This is a genomic window from Ilumatobacter sp., from assembly GCF_030065885.1.
Taxonomy (GTDB): Bacteria; Actinomycetota; Acidimicrobiia; order Acidimicrobiales; family Ilumatobacteraceae; genus Ilumatobacter.
The window spans coordinates 1-18683 of record NZ_JASJCS010000066.1 but is presented as its reverse complement, the minus strand read 5'-3'; the positions used below and the strand labels follow the sequence as shown (position 1 = coordinate 18683).

At 69.5% G+C, this 18683-nt stretch carries 14 protein-coding genes; 8 read left to right on the top strand and 6 right to left on the bottom strand.

Annotated elements, in window-relative coordinates:
• Positions 1-59 precede the first annotated feature (59 nt).
• Together glgX and treZ are read left to right on the top strand one after the other, a co-directional pair.
• Positions 60-2258, top strand: coding sequence for a glycogen debranching protein GlgX (gene glgX, locus QNJ12_RS14525; protein WP_300623553.1), 2199 nt, complete (start codon positions 60-62; stop codon positions 2256-2258).
• Positions 2255-4051, top strand: a complete 1797-nt coding sequence (gene treZ, locus QNJ12_RS14520) for a malto-oligosyltrehalose trehalohydrolase (protein WP_300623551.1) — start codon at positions 2255-2257, stop codon at positions 4049-4051. The genes glgX and treZ overlap by 4 nt, the downstream gene beginning before the upstream one ends.
• Before the next feature lie 197 nt (positions 4052-4248).
• On the opposite strand, the gene treY is transcribed toward treZ, so the two are convergent.
• Genes treY through QNJ12_RS14505 form a run of 3 tightly spaced genes read right to left on the bottom strand, consistent with a single transcriptional unit; the run spans position 4249 to position 8781 of the window.
• Positions 4249-6564: a malto-oligosyltrehalose synthase gene (treY, locus tag QNJ12_RS14515; protein WP_300623549.1), complete on the bottom strand. Its 2316-nt coding sequence runs from the start codon at positions 6562-6564 to the stop codon at positions 4249-4251.
• Complete coding sequence (gene pgi / locus QNJ12_RS14510; protein ID WP_300623547.1) at positions 6561-8114, bottom strand: glucose-6-phosphate isomerase; 1554 nt, start codon at positions 8112-8114, stop codon at positions 6561-6563. The genes treY and pgi overlap by 4 nt, the downstream gene beginning before the upstream one ends.
• 10 nt (positions 8115-8124) lie before the next feature.
• Positions 8125-8781: a 6-phosphogluconolactonase gene (locus QNJ12_RS14505; RefSeq protein WP_300623545.1), complete on the bottom strand. Its 657-nt coding sequence runs from the start codon at positions 8779-8781 to the stop codon at positions 8125-8127.
• Between the two features lie 37 nt (positions 8782-8818).
• On the opposite strand from QNJ12_RS14505, the gene rarD reads away from it, so the two are divergent.
• On the top strand, positions 8819-9745 hold the full coding sequence (gene rarD / locus QNJ12_RS14500) for an EamA family transporter RarD (protein WP_300623543.1): 927 nt from the start codon (positions 8819-8821) through the stop codon (positions 9743-9745).
• A 145-nt stretch (positions 9746-9890) separates the two neighbouring features.
• Here the strand turns inward: rarD and QNJ12_RS14495 are convergent, their stop codons facing one another.
• Entirely contained in the window at positions 9891-10520 is a 630-nt protein-coding gene (locus QNJ12_RS14495; RefSeq protein WP_300623541.1) for a TetR/AcrR family transcriptional regulator, read from the bottom strand.
• Positions 10521-10591: 71 nt separating this feature from the next.
• On the opposite strand from QNJ12_RS14495, the gene QNJ12_RS14490 reads away from it, so the two are divergent.
• On the top strand, positions 10592-11329 hold the full coding sequence (locus QNJ12_RS14490) for a DUF305 domain-containing protein (protein ID WP_300623539.1): 738 nt from the start codon (positions 10592-10594) through the stop codon (positions 11327-11329).
• A gap of 79 nt (positions 11330-11408) precedes the next feature.
• Positions 11409-13037 (top strand): hypothetical protein, encoded by a 1629-nt coding sequence (locus QNJ12_RS14485; protein ID WP_300623538.1) that lies wholly within the window; start codon positions 11409-11411, stop codon positions 13035-13037.
• A gap of 90 nt (positions 13038-13127) precedes the next feature.
• On the opposite strand, the gene QNJ12_RS14480 is transcribed toward QNJ12_RS14485, so the two are convergent.
• Positions 13128-14354 (bottom strand): L,D-transpeptidase family protein, encoded by a 1227-nt coding sequence (locus tag QNJ12_RS14480; RefSeq protein ID WP_300623536.1) that lies wholly within the window; start codon positions 14352-14354, stop codon positions 13128-13130.
• Between the two features lie 120 nt (positions 14355-14474).
• Positions 14475-15218 carry a glycosyltransferase family 2 protein gene (locus QNJ12_RS14475; protein ID WP_300623534.1) on the bottom strand — a complete coding sequence of 248 codons (744 nt, stop codon included), beginning with the start codon at positions 15216-15218 and terminating at the stop codon, positions 14475-14477.
• Between the two features lie 44 nt (positions 15219-15262).
• On the opposite strand from QNJ12_RS14475, the gene QNJ12_RS14470 reads away from it, so the two are divergent.
• The 3 genes from QNJ12_RS14470 to QNJ12_RS14460 all read left to right on the top strand — a co-directional run bounded on the left by QNJ12_RS14470 (position 15263) and on the right by QNJ12_RS14460 (position 18544).
• Positions 15263-15727 (top strand): hypothetical protein, encoded by a 465-nt coding sequence (locus QNJ12_RS14470; RefSeq protein WP_300623532.1) that lies wholly within the window; start codon positions 15263-15265, stop codon positions 15725-15727.
• A gap of 72 nt (positions 15728-15799) precedes the next feature.
• Positions 15800-17125 carry an argininosuccinate synthase gene (argG, locus tag QNJ12_RS14465; protein WP_300623530.1) on the top strand — a complete coding sequence of 442 codons (1326 nt, stop codon included), beginning with the start codon at positions 15800-15802 and terminating at the stop codon, positions 17123-17125.
• 384 nt (positions 17126-17509) lie between these two features.
• Positions 17510-18544 carry a hypothetical protein gene (locus QNJ12_RS14460; protein ID WP_300623529.1) on the top strand — a complete coding sequence of 345 codons (1035 nt, stop codon included), beginning with the start codon at positions 17510-17512 and terminating at the stop codon, positions 18542-18544.
• The last annotated feature ends 139 nt before the right edge of the window (positions 18545-18683 follow it).

Here is an 18683-nt window from a genome sequence, read left to right as displayed (position 1 = left end):
GTCGATCGCTTCCGGCTACTCCGGTGGGCGGATGTAAGCGTTTGCGGCAGAATGGCGCGGTGTCCAGTGACGCTCAGCAGACATCGCACCGGCAGTGGGTCGGCGCGCCCTACCCCCTCGGCGCGTCCTACGACGGGACGGGGACGAACTTCTCGATCTTCTCCAGCGTCGCCGAAGGGGTCGAGCTGTGCCTGCTCGGCGACACCACCCCCGACGGTCGCCGTGACGAGGTCCGCGTCGAGGTCAACGAGGTCGACGGTCACATCTGGCACGTCTACCTGCCCGACGTCCGGCCCGGACAGCACTACGGCTGGCGCGTGCACGGCCCCTGGGACCCTGCGCTCGGCCTGTGGTGCAACGCCAGCAAGCTGCTGCTCGACCCGTACGCCAAGACGATCGAGGGTGAGGTCGACTGGTCGCCGGCGTGCTTCGGCTACGAGTTCGCCGACCACGACAAGCCGAACGTCGACGACTCGGCGCCTCATGTGCCGTTGGCCGTCGTCAGCGACCCCTACTTCGAGTGGGGCAACGACCGGCCACCGAACACGCCGATGCACGAGACGGTCATCTACGAGGCACATGTCAAGGGGATGACGATGCGGCATCCCGGCGTGCCCGACGAGCTGCGTGGCACGTACTCGGGCATCGCCCACCCGGCCGTGATCGAGCACCTCGTCGACCTCGGCGTCACGGCGATCGAGCTGATGCCGGTCCACCAGTTCGTGCACGACCACCGACTCGTCGAGCTCGGTCTGCGCAACTACTGGGGCTACAACTCCATCGCCTACCTCAGCCCGCACAACGACTACGCGTCGCGCGACGTGCTCGGGCAGGTGCAGGAGTTCAAGGCGATGGTGAAGGCCCTGCACAGCTCGGGCATCGAGGTGATCCTCGACGTCGTCTACAACCACACGGCCGAGGGCAACCACCTCGGCCCGACGCTGTCGATGCGCGGCATCGACAACCAGGCGTACTACCGGCTCGTCGACGGCGACGCACGGCACTACCTCGACTTCACCGGCACCGGCAACAGCATGAACATGCGCCACCCGCACGTGCTGCAGCTGATCATGGACAGCCTCCGCTACTGGCACCTCGAGATGCACGTCGACGGCTTCCGGTTCGACCTCGCCTCGGCGCTCGCCCGCGAGCTGTACGAGGTCGACCGGCTGTCGGCGTTCTTCGACATCGTCCAGCAGGACCCGCTGATCTCGCAGGTCAAGCTGATCGCCGAACCCTGGGACGTCGGCGAGGGCGGCTACCAGGTCGGCAAGTTCCCGCCGCACTGGTCGGAGTGGAACGGCAAGTACCGCGACACGATCCGCGACTTCTGGCGTGGCGAGCCGGCGACGCTGGCGGAGTTCGGCTACCGCTTCACGGGGAGCTCCGACCTGTACGAGGCCGACACCCGCAAGCCGATGGCGTCGGTCAACTTCGTCACCTGCCACGACGGCTTCACGCTGAACGACCTCGTGTCGTACAACGAGAAGCACAACGAGGCGAACGGCGAGGCCAACCAGGACGGCGAGTCCCACAACCGGTCGTGGAACCACGGCGTCGAGGGCCCGACCGACGACCCCGAGATCCTCGAGCTGCGCGCCCGGCAACGGCGCAACTTCATCGCGACGCTGCTGCTGTCGCAGGGTGTGCCGATGCTGTCGGGCGGCGACGAGATCGGCCGCACGCAGGATGGCAACAACAACGCGTACTGCCAGGACAGCGAGCTCTCGTGGCACGACTGGGACAACGTCGACGACGAGCTCCACGAGTGGGTCAAGCGGCTGGTCGGCATCCAGCGCGACCATCCGGTGTTCCGGCGGCGCCGCTGGTTCCAGGGCCACCAGATCCGGGGCATCGACGACATGGCCTGGCTCCGCCCCGACGGCGAGGAGATGAACGACGACGACTGGGAGTCGGGCCACGCCAAGTCGGTTGGCGTGTTCATCAACGGACAGGCGATCCGGGCGCGCGACCCGTTCGGCGGACGGATCGTCGACGACACGTTCCTCGTCCTGTTCAACGCCAGTGAGATCGATCTCGAGTGGCAGCTGCCCGATGCACGGTGGGCCGAGCACTGGATCGTCGAAGTCGACAGCGCCGACCCCGACGCCGGCACACCCGAGCGGCCCTCGCACTACTGCGCCGCCGGCAGTGCGATCGACGTCACGAGTCGCTCGCTGGTGCTGCTCCGGCAGACCGACGACGTACCGGTACCGACCCACCCGGCGGCCGGCCGCACCGGCGGTTCGACGGCGTGACCGGCCACGGCGCCGCCGTCATGGCGGACGGCACGCGGTTCAACGTCTGGGCGCCGGCTGCGTCGAGCGCGACGCTCGCCGTCGAGCCTGCCGGCCGGGCGGCGATCACCGTCGCGCTCGACCGCGTCGACGGCGGCTACTGGCAAGCCGACGTCGCAGCGGTCGGTCACGGCGACCGGTACACGTACTCGATCGACGGTGGTCCGCCGCTCCCCGACCCGGCTTCCGGGTGGCAGCCCGACGGCGTCCACGGCGCATCCGCCGTCGTCGACCCGCGCCGGTTCGACTGGACCGACGCCGAGTGGCGCGGTCGCGGTCTCGACGGCATCGTGCTCTACGAGCTGCACGTCGGCACGTTCACGCCCGAGGGCACGCTCGATTCCGCAATCGCCGAGCTGCCCCGGCTGGCCGCTCTCGGCGTCACCACGATCGAGCTGATGCCGGTCAACGCGTTCCCCGGCGACCGCAACTGGGGCTACGACGGCGTCTACCCGTACGCCGTGCAGGCGTCGTACGGCGGCCCCGAGGCGCTCGCCCACTTCGTAGACGCCGCGCACGCTCACGGGCTGGCCGTGATCCTCGACGTCGTCTACAACCACGTCGGCCCCGAGGGCAACCACATGGGCGAGTTCGGGCCCTACTTCAGCACGGCGTACACCACGACGTGGGCGCCGGCGATGAACGTCTCCGAGCCCGACAGCGACGGCGTGCGCGACTTCTACGTCGGCAACGCAGCCCGCTGGGTGCGCGACTTCCACGTCGACGGGTTCCGGCTCGACGCCGTGCACGCGGTGTTCGACACGACGGCGAACCCGTTCTGGGAGCAGATCTGTCGTGCGGCACGTGAGGCCGCGGCCGCGTCGCGGCGCCGGATCGTGCTGATCGGCGAGACCTCCGACAACGATCCGCGCCAGCTGGCTGGGCCCGACCGCCACGGCTACGGCTTCGACGCCGTGTGGTGCGACGACGTGCACCACAACCTGCGGGTGGCGATGACCGGCGATCGCGAGGGCTACTACGCCGACTACGACGGCACACCGGCCGAGCTGGCCGACACGATCAGGCACCGCTGGAAGTTCCGCGGCCAGTTCTCGGTCGCTCGCGGCCGACGGCACGGCCGGCCGGTCGACGAGGCTGCGCCGAACCGCTTCGTCGCGCACACGCAGAACCACGACCAGGTCGGCAACCGCCCGCACGGCGAGCGACCCGACCATCACGTCACCGCCGCGCAGCGCCGCTTCGCCCCGTCGGCGGTGCTGCTGTCGCCGTACACGCCGATGCTGTTCCAGGGCGAGGAGTACGGCGAGCTGGGGCCGTTCCCGTTCTTCGTCGACCACACCGACGCCGAACTGCTGCGCGCCACCAACGAGGGCCGCAAGGCCGAGTTCCCCGACGCCGACTGGTCGGAGGGATACCCGGTGCCGGGCGACCCCGCGACGTTCGAGTCGGCCAAGCTCGACCCGTCGGTCGCCGCGCCCGGCACGGCACACGCTCAGCTGCTGGCGATGTACACCGAGCTGCTGCGCCTGCGCCGCGAGGTCGCCCCGATCGCCGACCCAGGGGCCGTCCAGCAGGTCGAGTTGGTGGAGGGTTCGGTCATCGTGCGTCGCACCCTGGCTGACGTGACCACGGCGCTCGCTATCAACGAGTCGGACACCCCTGCCGCGCTCGACGTCGACGGATCACTGGTGTTCGCATCCGACGCCGAAGCCTGGGGCGGGGACGCCGCGACGGCGCTCACCGACGGCTCGCTGTCGCTCGCGCCATGGTCAGTGGCTCTGGTCGTCGCCTGATCAGGCGCCGTACCGGCATCGTTCTGCACAGCATCTCGGCCTCATCGGAGAAGCTCGGGTTCGTCGGCAGCGTCGCCGGCGCCTCCACCTGGGTTGCCCTCACAGGTCGCTCACCCCGTTGCGCAGGCAACCTGAATGGTCGACCCGCCGACTGGACCCCACCGGAGCGTCTCGGACCGGCGGGCCGCCGCTCCGTACTACTCGCGTTCGAAGACGGCGATCGGGAGGGTGAGGTCGATGCCGGAACCCACGATCGACGCGGCGTCGGTGGTGCCGCTCAACATCGGCGCCTCCGGGTCGAGCACGTCGTACCAGGCGCCGGCTGGGAACGGGAACGGTCGATCGACGGCGGCCAGCCCGCGGCGGACCGCCACGACGACCTCGTCGCCGCGCTCGTAGGCGATCACGCCCTCTCCGGCGTCGATCGGCCGGTACGAGCCCTTCCTGCCGAACGCGCCGGGATGACGGCGCCGCAGGTCGAGCAAGGTCCGGACGAGCGAGGCCTTGACCGCCGGGTCGTCGGCCGACCACAGCGCCGCGACAGTGCGTTCGTCCAGCGCCTCGGCCGTCACGGTGCCCCAGTCGGGCGGCGGGCGGTTGTCGGGGTCGACGAGCCGATACGTGAACGACTCGGCGCCCTGATAGATGTCGGGCACACCCGGTGAGGTGAGCCGCAGTGTCGTCGCCGCGAGCGTGATGCCCGGAGCGATGCGGTCGAGCGCGAGGGCGCGGTCGAGCTCGTCGTCACGAAGTGCCTCGGCGAGCGGTCGCAGACGGGCCTCGAAGTCGGCGTCCGGGTCGTCCCAGTTCGTGCGGACGCCTGCCTCCCGTGTGGCCTTGAGCAGGTACGCCGCCATCCGATCCACGCCGACTCCGGGGGCGCACAGTGCGGTCTGGATGCCGAGCGACACCGTGACGGCATCGAGTCCGGTCAGGCCGACCAGGTCGTTGACCCAGCGCTGCGACGCCTCCGCCCAGTCGGCCGCCGTGCCGACACCACCGTCGGCGAGCGGCAGCCGGCGCTCACGCACGCGCCACGTCAGCGCGGCGGAGCGGGCGCGAACGTCCTCGGAGCGCTTCGTGTCGTGGGTCGAGCCGGCGAGCATCGCGAGCGGCTGCCCGGCCGACCGCTCGAGGTTCTCCTCGTGGAACTCGGCAACCGTCCGACCGAAGCGGCCGGGATCGCCGCCCACCTCGCAGACGGACGCGAGCCGCAGGTACCGGTAGAACGCGCAGTCCTCGGCGCCCTTCGCCATCACGGGACCGGTCAGTTGCTGCCAGCGCGACCTGAGCTCGTGTTGCTCCGGCGTGGCCGGGTCGAGGATCGCAGTCGCCACCGGGCCGTCCGAGATGTCGCCGATCAGCCGCTCGGCGTCGGGGTCGCCGGGCAGGTAGGTCCGGTAGCGGGGCAGGTCGGTCGTCAGCGCCAGCAGTTCGCGGCGGTGATCACCGCCGTCGAGGGCGCGCGCGGCCACTCTGGCCAGACGCTCGAAGTCCGGCGCGAGTCCGCCCGCCACGACCTCGCGCCTCGCCTCGGCCTCGTAGTCGTGGAAGGGGCGGTCATCCCCGGCATCGGCGATCCACCGTTCGGTGACGACCGGTTCGGCGCCGGCGTCGAGCAGCACGTGGTCGACCGACCGCATGAACTCGTATCCCGTCGTGCCGTCGACCGGCCAGGTGGGCGGCAACCGCTCGTCGGGGGCGACGATCTTCTCGACGTAGAGGAGCACGTCGTGGCCGATCCGGCTCCGCAGATCCTGCAGGTACCCCTGGGGGTCCGCGAGCCCGTCGACGTGGTCGACGCGGACCCCGCCGAACCCGGGGTGACCCGCATACCGGGTGGGCAGCGTGTCGACCACCTCGGCCACGTGCGGGTGCTCGACACGCACGGCGACCAGATCGTCGACCATGAAGAACCGCCGCACGTTGCGCTGCGGATGACGCCAACTGTGCAGCCGGTAGTGCTGTGCCTCGAGCAACTCGGGGAGCGGGAGGTCGCCCGTCCCGGCCGCGACCGGGAGGCGACGTTCGCCGTAGAGCAGCAGGTCCTCGCGGTCACGAACGAGATCACCGCCGGCCACGACGGCGTCGAGGTCGCCGCCGAGCACCGGCAGGATGACCGTTCCCCCGGTCAGCTCCCAGTCGACGTCGAACCAGTCGTCGGCCGCCGATCCGGGACCGTCTCGCAGGAGCGCCCACCAGTGCGGGTTCAGGTCCGGGCGGGTGGACGCCATGTGGTTCGGCACGTGGTCGACGACCGCCGCCATGCCCCGCCCCGCGATCGTGTCGAGGAGCCGCTCGAACGCCTCGGCACCACCGAACTCGGCGCGCACCGAGGTGTGGTCGACGACGTCGTAGCCATGGCTCGACTCGGGGACCGATTGCGCGACGGGCGGCAGGTAGACGTGGCTGGCGCCCAGCCGCTGCACGTGGTCGAGCTTCGCGGCGACGTCGTCGAACCCGAACTCGGGGGTGAGCTGGAATCGATACGTCGCGACGGGAGCGACCGTCATGGCCGCAGACGTCGATACCAGGCGATCGCCGCGTTCGTCGACGTGTCGTGGGCGGACGGGTCGGGTTCGCCGATCAGCTCGGGCGTGATGCGGTTGGCGAGCTCCTTGCCGAGCTCGACGCCCCACTGGTCGAAGCTGTTGATGCCCCACACCGTGCCCTGCACGAACACGATGTGTTCGTACAGCGCGATCAGCTGACCGAGCACCGACGGCGTGAGCCGCTCGGCGAGGATCATCGTGCTCGGCCGGTCGCCCGGGAAGTGCCGGTGCGGTTCGTCCTCGTTGGACCGGCCGAACGCCAGTGCTTCGGCCTGCGCGAACAGGTTGGCGACGAGCAGGTCGTGGTGGTTCCGGTAGGGGTGGTTCGGGGTCGCGAACCCGATGAAGTCGACCGGCACGACCCGAGTTCCCTGGTGCAGCAGCTGGTAGAACGCGTGCTGCCCGTTGGTGCCGGGCTCGCCCCACACGATCGGCCCGGTGTCGCCCGGCACCGGTGTGCCGTCGAGCCTCACCCGCTTGCCGTTCGACTCCATGTCGAGCTGCTGCAGGTATGCCGCGAACCGCGACAGCTCCTGCGCGTAGGGCAGCACGGCCTTCGTCGCGCGTCCGAGGACGTTGGCGTGCAAGATCCCGATCATCGCCATCAGGACCGGGGCGTTGCGGTCGAGCGGTGCGGAGCGGAAGTGCTCGTCCATGATGCGGAACCCCGCGAGGAACTCCGAGAAGCGCTCGGGACCGATGAGGATCATCAGCGAGAGTCCGATCGCCGAGTCCACCGAGTACCGGCCGCCGACCCAGTCCCAGAACCCGAACATGTTGGCGGTGTCGATGCCGAACTCGCTGACCCGCTCGGCATTGGTCGAGACCGCCACGAAGTGTGCGGCGACCGCGTCCTCGCCCAGGGCGTCGACCAGCCAGTCGCGAGCGGTGCGTGCATTGGTGAGCGTCTCGATCGTGCCGAACGTCTTCGAGGCCACGATGAACAGGGTCGACGCCGGGTCGAGCCGCGTCAGGGTCTCGTGGATGTCGGCGCCGTCGATGTTCGAGACGAAGTGCGCCCGCAGCCGGGGATGCCCGAACGATGCGAGCGCCTGCGCGGCCATCGCCGGGCCGAGGTCGGAACCTCCGATCCCGATGTTGACGACGTCGGTGATCCGCTCGTCGGCGCGGATCCGGTCCGCGAACGCACCCATTGCGTCGAGCACCTCGTGGACGTCGGGCACGATGTCGTGGCCGTCCTGGACGAGCACGGCGTCGCGAGGCGTTCGGAGGGCGGTGTGCAGCACCGAGCGATCCTCCGTGACGTTGATCCGCTCACCGTCGAACATCGCATCGCGCCTGGCCGGCACGCCGGCGGCGTCGGCCACGTCGACCAGTGCGGCGACGAGCCGGTCGTCGATCGGTTGCTTGGAGTAGTCGATGCGGAGGTCGCCGGCGACGACGACGTACCGTTCGGCGCGCCCTGGGTCGGCGGCGAACAGCTCGCCGAGCGTCTGCCCGAGCACGTGAGGGATGAGGGACGATGTCGGTTGTGAGGGGGTGTCGGCCACGCCCGCGAACCTAATCGCGGTCGTGGATCGGCACATCGGGCGCCGCCGCCTCATCCACGACGAGCACCGTGCCGCTGCGCCGGACGACCGCGATCGGCAGGTCGGGGTCGGCGAGCAGCCACCGCTCGACCATCGGCCGCTTCGCGGCCCCGGTCGTCAAGACCACGCGACCACGGGCACCGTTGACGACCTGCCGCGTGAGCGTCATCCGCGGCCAACCGTTGAACTCGTCGACGAGCTCGACGTCGGACTCGGATCGGATCGGGCGGGCGTCGCCCGGCGGCCATGAAGCCGTGTGGCCGTCTGCGCCCAGGCCGAGGTGCACGACGTCGAAGCGCTCGGGCAGCGAGGCCGCGTATCGCCGACCGGCGGCGGGAAGGTCGCGCGCCGTGACCGGCATCGGCACGACCCGGCACGGGAGCACCTCGAGCTGGCCGGCGTTGCGGGCCTCGTCGCCGTCGGGTGCGATGCGCTCGTCGACCTGCCAGGCCGTGACGACGCGCCACGGCAGGTCGGCGTCGACCAGGGTGGCGAGCATGGGCGGCGCAGTGCTCCCGCCGCTCAGGGCGAGCGACGCCGATCCGCGCCGCCGCACGGCGTCTCGCAGCCGGCGCGCCAACAGATCGGCAGCGACCGCGCTGGGGTCCGGGGCGACGACGATCTCCATCGGGCGAAGTCTCGCACGGGTCGTAGCCTGCACCGCGATGGGCAACGACCAGCTCCGGGGTCTCCAGGCTGCGGTGCTCGCCTACACCATCTGGGGGCTGCTGACGATCTACTGGAAGCAGCTGACCGGTCTCGACGCCGTCGAGCTGATCGGATGGCGGTTGTCGACGGCAACCGTCTTCATGGTGGCGATCCTGTCGGTGACCGGTCGCTGGCAGGCGGTGCGTGCGGCGTTCACCGAACGCTCGACCGTACTCCGGATCGTGCTGGCATCGGTGCTGCTGACGCTCAACTGGACGACGTACGTCTGGGCGGTCGTGAACGACCGGGTGATCGAGACGGCGCTCGGCTACTTCCTGGCGCCGCTCGGCACGATGGCGCTCGGCGTGGTCGTCCTCGGCGAGCGCATGACGCCGCTCAAGAGGGTGTCGGTGGCGTTCGCACTCGTCGCCGTCGTCGTGCTCACCGTCGCCAACGACCGGGTGCCGTGGGTCGCTCTCGCGCTCGCCGCCACGTGGTCGTGGTACGGCCTGACGAAGCGACGAGTGCCGCTCGACCCGGTCGAGAGCCTGACGAGCGAGCTGATCGTGCTCGTCCTGCCGGCCGTGGCGCTGGTGGCCGGCGGTTGGCTTCGAGCCGACGGGATCCCCGACCAGGCGGCCGGCGCCGACTGGGCGTTCCTGATCGGTACCGGCGCCATCACCGCGATCCCGCTGCTGCTCTTCGCGTTCGCCGCCAAGCGCGTGCCGTTCACACTGCTCGGCCCGACGAACTACCTGGTGCCGATCATCAACTTCCTGCTGGGCTGGCTCGCGTTCGACGAACCGCTCTCGCCGAGCCGGGTCGCAGGGTTCGTACTGGTCTGGATCGCCTTGATGCTCGTGACGACCGACATGCTCCGGGCGCGACGCGACAGCGACGCTGCTGCGCAGCCCACCACGATCCCGACCCGTGCAGCCGGCTGAGAGTTACGAGTTGTGGCTGGTGCCGCGCAGACAGGTACGCCTTGCGCGGCGAACGGTCTTCTCGTCGCCTTGCTTCGCAGCCGACGCCGTGCACCGCGACGGGTCGCCCCGCCTGTCGGCTGGGCTCCGCGGCGCAACTCGTCACTCAGGCGGGCGACCCGCCGACGACCAGCGATCCAGTGAACAGCTGGTCGAGCACGTCGACGGCCGCGACGTACCGCTCCGAGTCACCCGCTGCGTGCGCGATGCGGGCGACCCCGGTCATGATCGCGCCGAGCAGGTCGGCGACCGCGCGCTGATCGGTGTCGGGAGCAAGCTCGCCGTTGGCCACGGCATCGCCGACCAGGCCGCTGAAGAAGCTGGCGTGCCGCCCCCTCTGCGGCGCCATGAGCGCGAGCAGGTCGGGATGCCGTTGGGTCTCCTGTGCGACCGCGACGATGAAGCCGGGGATCGAGGGGTCGAGCGCCTGTAGCTCGCACGCCCGCCGCATCACCGCCGTGAACCGCTCGAGGAGCGCCGCATGGTCGGCGGCCGCCCGCTCGAACTCGGTGTACACCTGGTCGATCGTCTCGCAGTACACGGCTGCGTAGAGGGCGGCCTTGGAGTCGACGTAGTGGTAGATCGCACCCGGCGTGATCCCGACGTCATCGGCGATCAGCCGGTTGGTCGTGGCTCGGAAACCGTGGCGTGCGAATCGCGCCCGAGCGGCGCGGAGGATGCGTTGCTCCGTCTCTGCCGAGTCGGCCGAGGGTGGCCGACCCCGCGTGGTCCCCATGGGCCGACGGTAACGCCGAGATCCGCGGCACCTACGACTGAGCGGGCACGCCAGCTGGCAGACTGTGGCGCATGACGCCACCGGCCAGCGACATGAGCGATCTGTCCCTCGATCAGATCGTCGAGCTCGAGCGGCGCGCCGAGCAACGCGATGCGGACGGCGGCGACGACGGCGACGCCCCCGCCGAGTTCGGCGGTGGTGGTGACGACGACGAGATCGTGCTGCCGTGGTGGCAGCATCCGATGAACATCGTGACGATGGTGGTGACCGCCGCGATCCTCGCCGCGATGATCGGCTGGATGGCCGGTGACAACAACAGCCGGACCAATCACAGCGACGTCGACACCGGCTTCCTCCAGGACATGCGGGTGCACCACGAGCAGGCCGTCTTGATGAGCCTGATCTACCGGACGCTGCCCGACACCGACCCGGGGCTCCGCACGATCGCCCGGAGCATCGTCGTCGGCCAGAGCATCGAGGTCGGCCGCATGATCCAGCTCCTGCGCGACTACGGCGAGTCCGAGGTCAACGAGAGCGACACGTCGATGCAGTGGATGGGCATGGTCGGCGGCCAGGCGAGCATGCCGGGCATGGCGACCGAGGACGAGCTCGAACAGCTCGGCCGGCTACAGGGCCGCGAGGCCGACGAGCTCTTCGTCCGGCTCATGAGCGACCATCACGTCGGCGGCATCGAGATGGCCGAGTTCGCGGCCCAGGAGGCCAAGACCGACGAGGTGCGGCTGATGGCCGCCTCGATGGCCGAGGCCCAACGTGGCGAGCTCGTCGAGATGGCCAACCAGCTCGAGTGAACCCGCGAGGATCGCTGGTGATCGAACATCGGGCCGGCCGACGGGACGGTGCGGCGGACGGGTCATACACTCGGAACCGATGCCGAGCCGTCACCCCCTGCGCCCGGTTCACCGGAACCTCGCCCTGGCGGTCGCCGGCGCGATCTCGCTCGCTGCCTGCGGTGTCGACCAGGGCGTCGTGAGCACCGCTGCCGATCGCACGCTCGAACGCGAGCCGGCCGCAGCGATCGACGAGGTCGTCACCGACAAGACGACGCCGCCGACACCCACGACGCCGCAGGGCGGACCGGACGGCGACGGCGCGACGACCGATGCCACGGCGCCGCCCACCAGCCCATCACCGACCGAACCGACGCTGCCCGCCATCATCGAGCCAGAGCTCTTCGTCAGCGTCCCGTTCGAGGACGTCGTCGACGTCGACGAGAACAAGCCGAGCCGCGACCACGACGAGTTCGTGGCGGTCGCCTTCACCGACATCGAGCAGTGGTGGGCCGAGGTCTACCCCGAGGTGTACGGCGAACCGTTCGTCCCGCTCGAGGGTGGGGTCTACGCCGGCTACCCCGAGCGTTCGACCGAGATCCCCGGCTGCGGCCAGCCCGTCACCCAGTACGAAGATCTCGCGCAGTTCGCGGCGTTCTACTGCCAGATCGGCGACTTCATGGCCTACGACGACGACGATCAGGAGCCGAGCATCCTCACGCCGCTCGCCCAGGAGTTCGGCGACGCCGTCATGGGTGTCGTCCTCGCCCACGAGTACGCCCATGCCATCCAGGAGCGGATCGGCGCGCTCGACCGCTTCCTCCCGACGATCACCACCGAGCAGCAGGCCGACTGCTTCGCCGGGGCGTGGACCGGGCATGCCTACGGCGGTGACTCCGAGCTCTTGCGACTCGGAGATCGCGACCTGCGGACGAGCTTGATCGCGGTGCTCAGCGTGCGTGACCCGGTCGGCACCAACCAGTTCGTGCAGGGCGGCCACGGCTCGGCGTTCGACCGGGTCGGCGCGTTCCAGGTCGGCTTCAACGAAGGACCGGCGCGTTGCGCCGAGCTCCTCGACAACCCACTGCCCCTGATGCCGAACGAGTTCCAGCAGCTGGCCGACCTCGAGCGGCAGGGCAACGCTTCGTACGACTGCTCCGACGACCCCGACCCGAACTGCACCCCTGCGCCGCTGTTCCTGGCCGACGACATCAACGAGTTCCTCACGCTGGCGGCTCCGGGCTTCACGCCGCTCGCGCCGCAGCCGGTCGCCGACCTCAGCGCGGTCACCTGTGCCGACGGCGTCCCGGTCGCCGGGCTCGCGCTGCTGTGCGTCCCCGATGGATTCGTGTACTACGACGAGCCACAGGTGCTCGAGCTGTACAACGAGTTCGGCGATTTCGTTCTCGGGTACGTCTACGGGATCGCATGGGCCGAGGCCGCGCAGCAGGCCATCGGCTCCCGACTCACCGGAGAAGCCCGTGTGCTCGCGAACGACTGCCTCGTCGGAGCGTGGGTCGAGGACATCACACTCGGCGCCAATCGAAGCCCGCAGCGGGAGAGCCTCGTCGGGACGTCGCCGGGTGATCTCGACGAGGCGATCCGGATGGCGATCCTGATCGGCGACGAGGGCGCCAACGTCGACGTGGTCGGCAGCCCCTTCGAGAAGATCGACAGCTTCCGCGACGGTGTCCTCGGCGGTCTCGCCGCCTGCGACGCACTCCTGTAGCCCCCACGTCTCCTGCAGCGCGTGAGGTTCTTGCGGACATAGTGCGCAGTATCCTCACGCGAACACCGATGCGGCCGAGGACGGGCCAGGTCAGTCGTCGTCGGACGGATCGTCGGAGGTCGTGGTCGTCGTCGCTGGGACGGTCGAGGTGGTGGTCGTCGATGGCACCGTCGTGGTCGACGTGGTGGCCGTCGGAGTGGTGGTCGGCGCCACCGTCGCTTGCGGGACGACCGTCGTCGTGGTCGTCGTCGTGGACGTCGTCGTCGAGGTGGACGTGGTCGTCGTCGCGTTCGGATCGGGGTAGTCCCAGCGCATCTTCATCGCCTCTTCGGACTGCTGCTCGGGTTCGGTGACGCCGTCCCAGATCAGGACCCGGTCGCCGATGTCGAGCATCGACTGCAGGTTGGCGCCGAGGTACTGCGACACCCGGATGCAACCGTGCGACGCCGGTTCGAGCGGCACGTTCAGGGCGCCGTGGATGGCGATGCCCTGGTTGATGTAGATCGGGTCGTACATGCCGCCCAGTCGGCTCTCGCGCCGGCCCTGGATCGTCTTGTACGCCTCGAACACGCCTGGCGGGGTGTAGGAGCGACCGCAGATGGCCTTCTCGATCGCCTCTTCGAGGATGTTGCCGTTGTCGTCGGTATCGATGGTCACCGTCTCGCAGTACTCGGCGGCGTTGTCGTACCAGGGGGTGAACCCGTCGGCGCCCACGGCGAGCTCGCCCGTCGAGATGTGCGCGACGAGGGCAGGCCGGTCGCCGTGGAACACGATCATCACCTGTTCGGGCAGGTAGATCTCGGTGTGATCGGCGAGCCCGCCGGTCGGCCGCCGGGGCTGGATGGCGATCGGGTCCTGCATGCGATCCCACATCTCGGCGGTGACCCGGCCGGTGGCGTCCGAGCGCGGTACCCCCATGACCAGCTTCTCGAACGCCCAGACCGCTTGCTCGGTCAAGCTGCCGAAGATGCCGTCGATCGGACCGGCGTCGAATCCGAGCTCGGTGAGGCGTTCCTGCACCGCTCGAACGTCGTCGCCGACGACCCCTTCGGTGAGGGAGCGGTCGAGTGCCGTCTTCTGGATCGCGACGTCGGTCGACTCGGTCACGATCTGGTCCTCGGGACTGATCGTCTCGACCGGCTCGGTCGACACCGGCGTGGCGACCGAGGCGGTGACCGTGGTGCTCGACGCCGACGTCTCGTCACCGCCGTTCCCACTGATCACACCGGCAGCGACGACGGCCGCGAGCAGACCGCCGGCCGCTCCGGCGGGCAGCCAGCGAGACACGCTGCTGTGGAGGTGTTGGCGGTTGTTCACGGTGTGGATCGGGGGGCGGCGCAGTGGCGACGACGCGCCGCGTCAGGCTACCAACGGGAACTCGCCCACGGCCGTCGGTGTTCCCGATCCGGACCGATTGTCGGCCGGATCCGGCCCGCCTCAGCGGACGGGGCGGATCTCCTCGAGATCGGAGCGGAGCGACCACATCTCCTTGAGGATCGTGAAGATCACGCCGGGTGACGACAAGGTCGACTCACCGCGCGTGCGGGGGAAGTAGTCGACGCCCATCTGCATGATCTCGTACCCGAGTCGGGTCGCTCGGATGATCAGCTCGGCGTCGATGAACGAACCCTCGCTCTTCAACTCGACGTGTTCGAAGATCCGTCGCCGACACAGCTTGAAGGCGAAGTTGATGTCTCGGACCTTGACCCCGAACAAGGCCTTGATGAGACCGTTGTAGACCCACGTGTAGATCGCTCGCAGGGAGCCCTCGCCCGTGCGATCGAACCGGTAGGCGCTGATGATGTCGACGTCGTACTCGCGCAGCAGGCGGACCGCCCGCGGCAGCTCGGCCATGTCGAACGGCAGGTCGGCGTCGGTGTACAGCACGAGGTCGCCGGTCGCTGCCGCGAACCCAGTCTTCATCGAGCCGCCGAGCTTGCGGTTGTGCTCGTGGTGGATGACCCGGATGTGCGGATCGTCGTTCGCGAGGCGGTCGGCGATCTCGCCGGTGCGGTCGGTCGACTCGTCGTCGATGACGATCAGCTCGTAGTCGGCGATGTCGCCGGACGTCACGAGGTCCTCGCACGCTCGACGCCCGAAGGCCAGCGCGCGCTCGATGTAGTCCTCCTCGTTCCACATCGGGTAGAAGACCGAGAGCTTCTCGAACGTCGCGTCCGGCATCGGGGCGGAGGGTAGCCCGCTCCCGGGGGCCGTAGAGTGTCGCCGTGTCCGAGGCCGTGCCACCCCCGCCACCGGCGTCCGCGCCGCCGCAGGTCACGGTCTACGAGCGGCGGACCCCGCGTCCCGGAGAGCTCGCGCCGGCGTGGCGAATCGCCACCGCCGTCGCCTGGATCGGCGTCGTCGTCAGCTTCGCCGCGATCTGGAACGTCAGCGTGCAGCTCGGGCTCTCGACGTGGTGGCTCGGCCCGCGCGCGCAACCCGAACCGCGACTCGTACAGCTGAGCCCGTTCGCGGCACCGGTCGCGATGCTGCTCGCAACGATCAACCAGGCGCGCTGGCTGCCGTGGTGGGGTCTCGGCGCGGCGGGCGTGATCTCGATCTACGGCATCGGCGACCTGGGCCGGGTGACGTCGATCGCGGTCGTCGAGCTGCTGATCGCCGGAGCGGCTGCCGTGTTGTCGGTCGCCTCGCTCACGGGCGCCTACCGCCGCGCACCGGCGCCCCGCTGAACCCCGGTCGAGCGGCCGGGTTCGGCCCGTCACGCGTCGCCGCTCGGCTTCTGCCGGATAGGTTCGAGCGCCATGTCGAAGGTGCTCATGTCGCTGCCCGTCGGTGAGCGGGTCGGGATCGCGTTCTCGGGCGGGCTCGATACGTCCGCCGCCGTGGCCTGGATGCGCGAGCGAGGCGCGATCCCGTACAGCTACACGGCAGACCTCGGCCAGTACGACGAGCCCGATCTCTCCGGCGTACCCGGCCGGGCGAAGCTCTACGGCGCGGAGGAGGCCCGCCTCGTCGACTGCCGCGACGAGCTCGTGCGTGAGGGACTCATGGCGCTTCAGTGCGGGGCGTTCCACATCCGCACCGCCGGGCGGACCTACTTCAACACGACGCCGCTGGGGCGAGCGGTGACCGGCACGCTGCTCGTGCGGGCGATGAAGGAGGACGGCGTCGACGTCTGGGGCGACGGTTCGACGTACAAGGGCAACGACATCGAGCGCTTCTACCGCTACGGCCTGATGGTCAACCCCGCGCTGCGCGTCTACAAGCCGTGGCTCGACCCCGAGTTCGTCGACGAGCTCGGCGGGCGGACCGGCATGAGCGAGTTCCTGCAGGCCCGCGACCTGCCGTATCGCGACTCGGTCGAGAAGGCGTACTCGACCGACGCCAACATCTGGGGTGCCACGCACGAGGCGAAGGCGCTCGAGGAGCTGTCGACCGGGATGGAGATCGTCTCGCCGATCATGGGCGTCGCCCATTGGGACCCGTCGGTCGCGATCGCGCCTGAAGACGTGTCGATCCGCTTCGAGGAGGGCTGGCCCGTCGCGATCGACGGCCGCGAGTTCGAGTCCCCCGTCGATCTGGTGATGGAGGCCAACGCGATCGGTGGCCGGCACGGGCTCGGCATGAGCGACCAGATCGAGAACCGGATCATCGAAGCCAAGTCGCGCGGGATCTACGAGGGACCGGCGCTGGCGCTGCTGCACATCGCCTACGAGCGCTTGGTGACGGCGATCCACAACGAGAACACGATCGAGAACTACATGACGATGGGCCGCCGGCTCGGGCGGATGCTCTACGAGGGCCGCTGGTTCGACCCCCAGAGCCTGATGCTGCGCGAGCCGCTCATGCGATGGGTCGGTGCGGCGGTCACCGGCGAGGTCACGCTCCGGCTCCGGCGTGGCGACGACTACTCGATCCTCGACACCACCGGCCCGAACCTCACCTACGAGCCGGACCGCCTCTCGATGGAGCGCGTCGACGACGCCGCCTTCGGGCCGCTCGACCGCATCGGCCAGCTCACGATGCGCAACCTCGACATCGACGACAGTCGGGCCAAGCTCGACGTGTACCGGTCGGTCGGCACGCTCGGCAGCGGCGACGCCCTCGAGCTCGATCCAGGCGAGTAGACCGGGCTCGTCCAACCGGCCGGGCCCGATCCGCGCCACCTGACCGCGCCGGCGTCGCCCGCATCCTGGGACACGGGTTCGCAAGATGGTACGCGAGCGGCCTGCCGAGGCCGGAGGCCCGAGACACCGGCGGCCACGGCGCGGGAGAACGACGGTCACCGGATCGCGTGTGGATGCGTCGCGACGGCTTCTGAGCGCAGCCAACTGCGGCTCGTCGTTGCCGACGAGATCCGCGCGCAGTGCGGTGCTTGTGCATCCATGAACGATCGGCGCACGGCGACGTCGCTTGAGCCGGTGGCCGGCCAGGTGTTCAATCGAGGTGAAGGGCGCAGGTCTGCGCCCTCGACCGCACCTTCGGATGCGGAACACAGAAAGGAGAGTCCCATGAAGCGACTCTCTCGGGTCATCGGCGTCGCAACGCTGGCGCTGATGGCGACTGCCGGCCCGGCGATGGCGGCCCGTGGCCAACCCGACCACACGGTGCCGATCAGCGGAACCGTGACCGGGGAGCACTGGATCGTCCCACAGGCCGGGGACTGTGACGTCCCCGACGACGCCGTGGACTGGTGGCGGTTCTCGAGCACCGGGTCGGGGCAGATGTCCCACCTCGGCCGTGTCGACTACTTCCTCACCCAGTGCACGTACGTGGTTCCCCCTGCCGGTCCGCTCAGCAGCGGCACGATCACCTTCACCGCCGCCAACGACGACACGCTGGTCGTCGCGCAGACCATGCAAAGCGAGATCATCGGAGAGTTCCCGTTCCCCGACGGCTTCACGGTCGAGGGGACCTGGGAGGCCGCCGGCGGAACCGGGCGCTTCGACAGTGCGACGGGTTCCGGCACGTTGGACGGCAAGGGTGACGTCCCGAACGGCGTGCCCTACTTCGACGACCTTCCCGACGGCCTCGCGCGGTTCAACTTCCACGGAGAGATCGCGTACGCCGCGTCGGATCGCAGTTCGTTCGGTGGGGACCAGGTGATGGCCCTCAACGTCGATCTCGCAACCGGCGCCAACCTGTACGGATGCGACGAGATCTCCTGGTTCGGAACGATCGAGCTGTACGGCAAGACACGCGGCATGGCGCTGTACTCGATCGCGGGTGGCGTCGAGGCCGACGGCCTCTACCACTACGAGGAGGGGTGGCGAATCTTCACCAAGAAGTTCAGCGTGCAGGACGGTGAGTTGGCGCAGTGCGACCCGGGACGCCTCCTCGCCGCTGGAACGGACATGGGCGTCTGGGACACCACGACCGGTGAGTTCGAGTCCGAGGGCTCGGTTGACTACGCCAAGGGCCGCTTCAGGAGCTGGTACGGGAAGACCGTCATGCAGGACGGTGTTGCTCCACAGCCGGTGTCTGTCGCCGGTCTCCACAACGTCCCCGGCCTCATCGGCGGGTTGTGGCTCGCAGAAGACAGCTAGCTGTGCTCCGCGGGGAGGTTGTCCTCGGAGCATCGGGTGAGGGTGTCGATTGGTGACCTCCAGCCGAGTGATCCGTGGGATCGGTGGTGATTGTAGAAGTGCATGAACCCGTCGTAGGCGTGTCGGCGTTGGTCGTCGG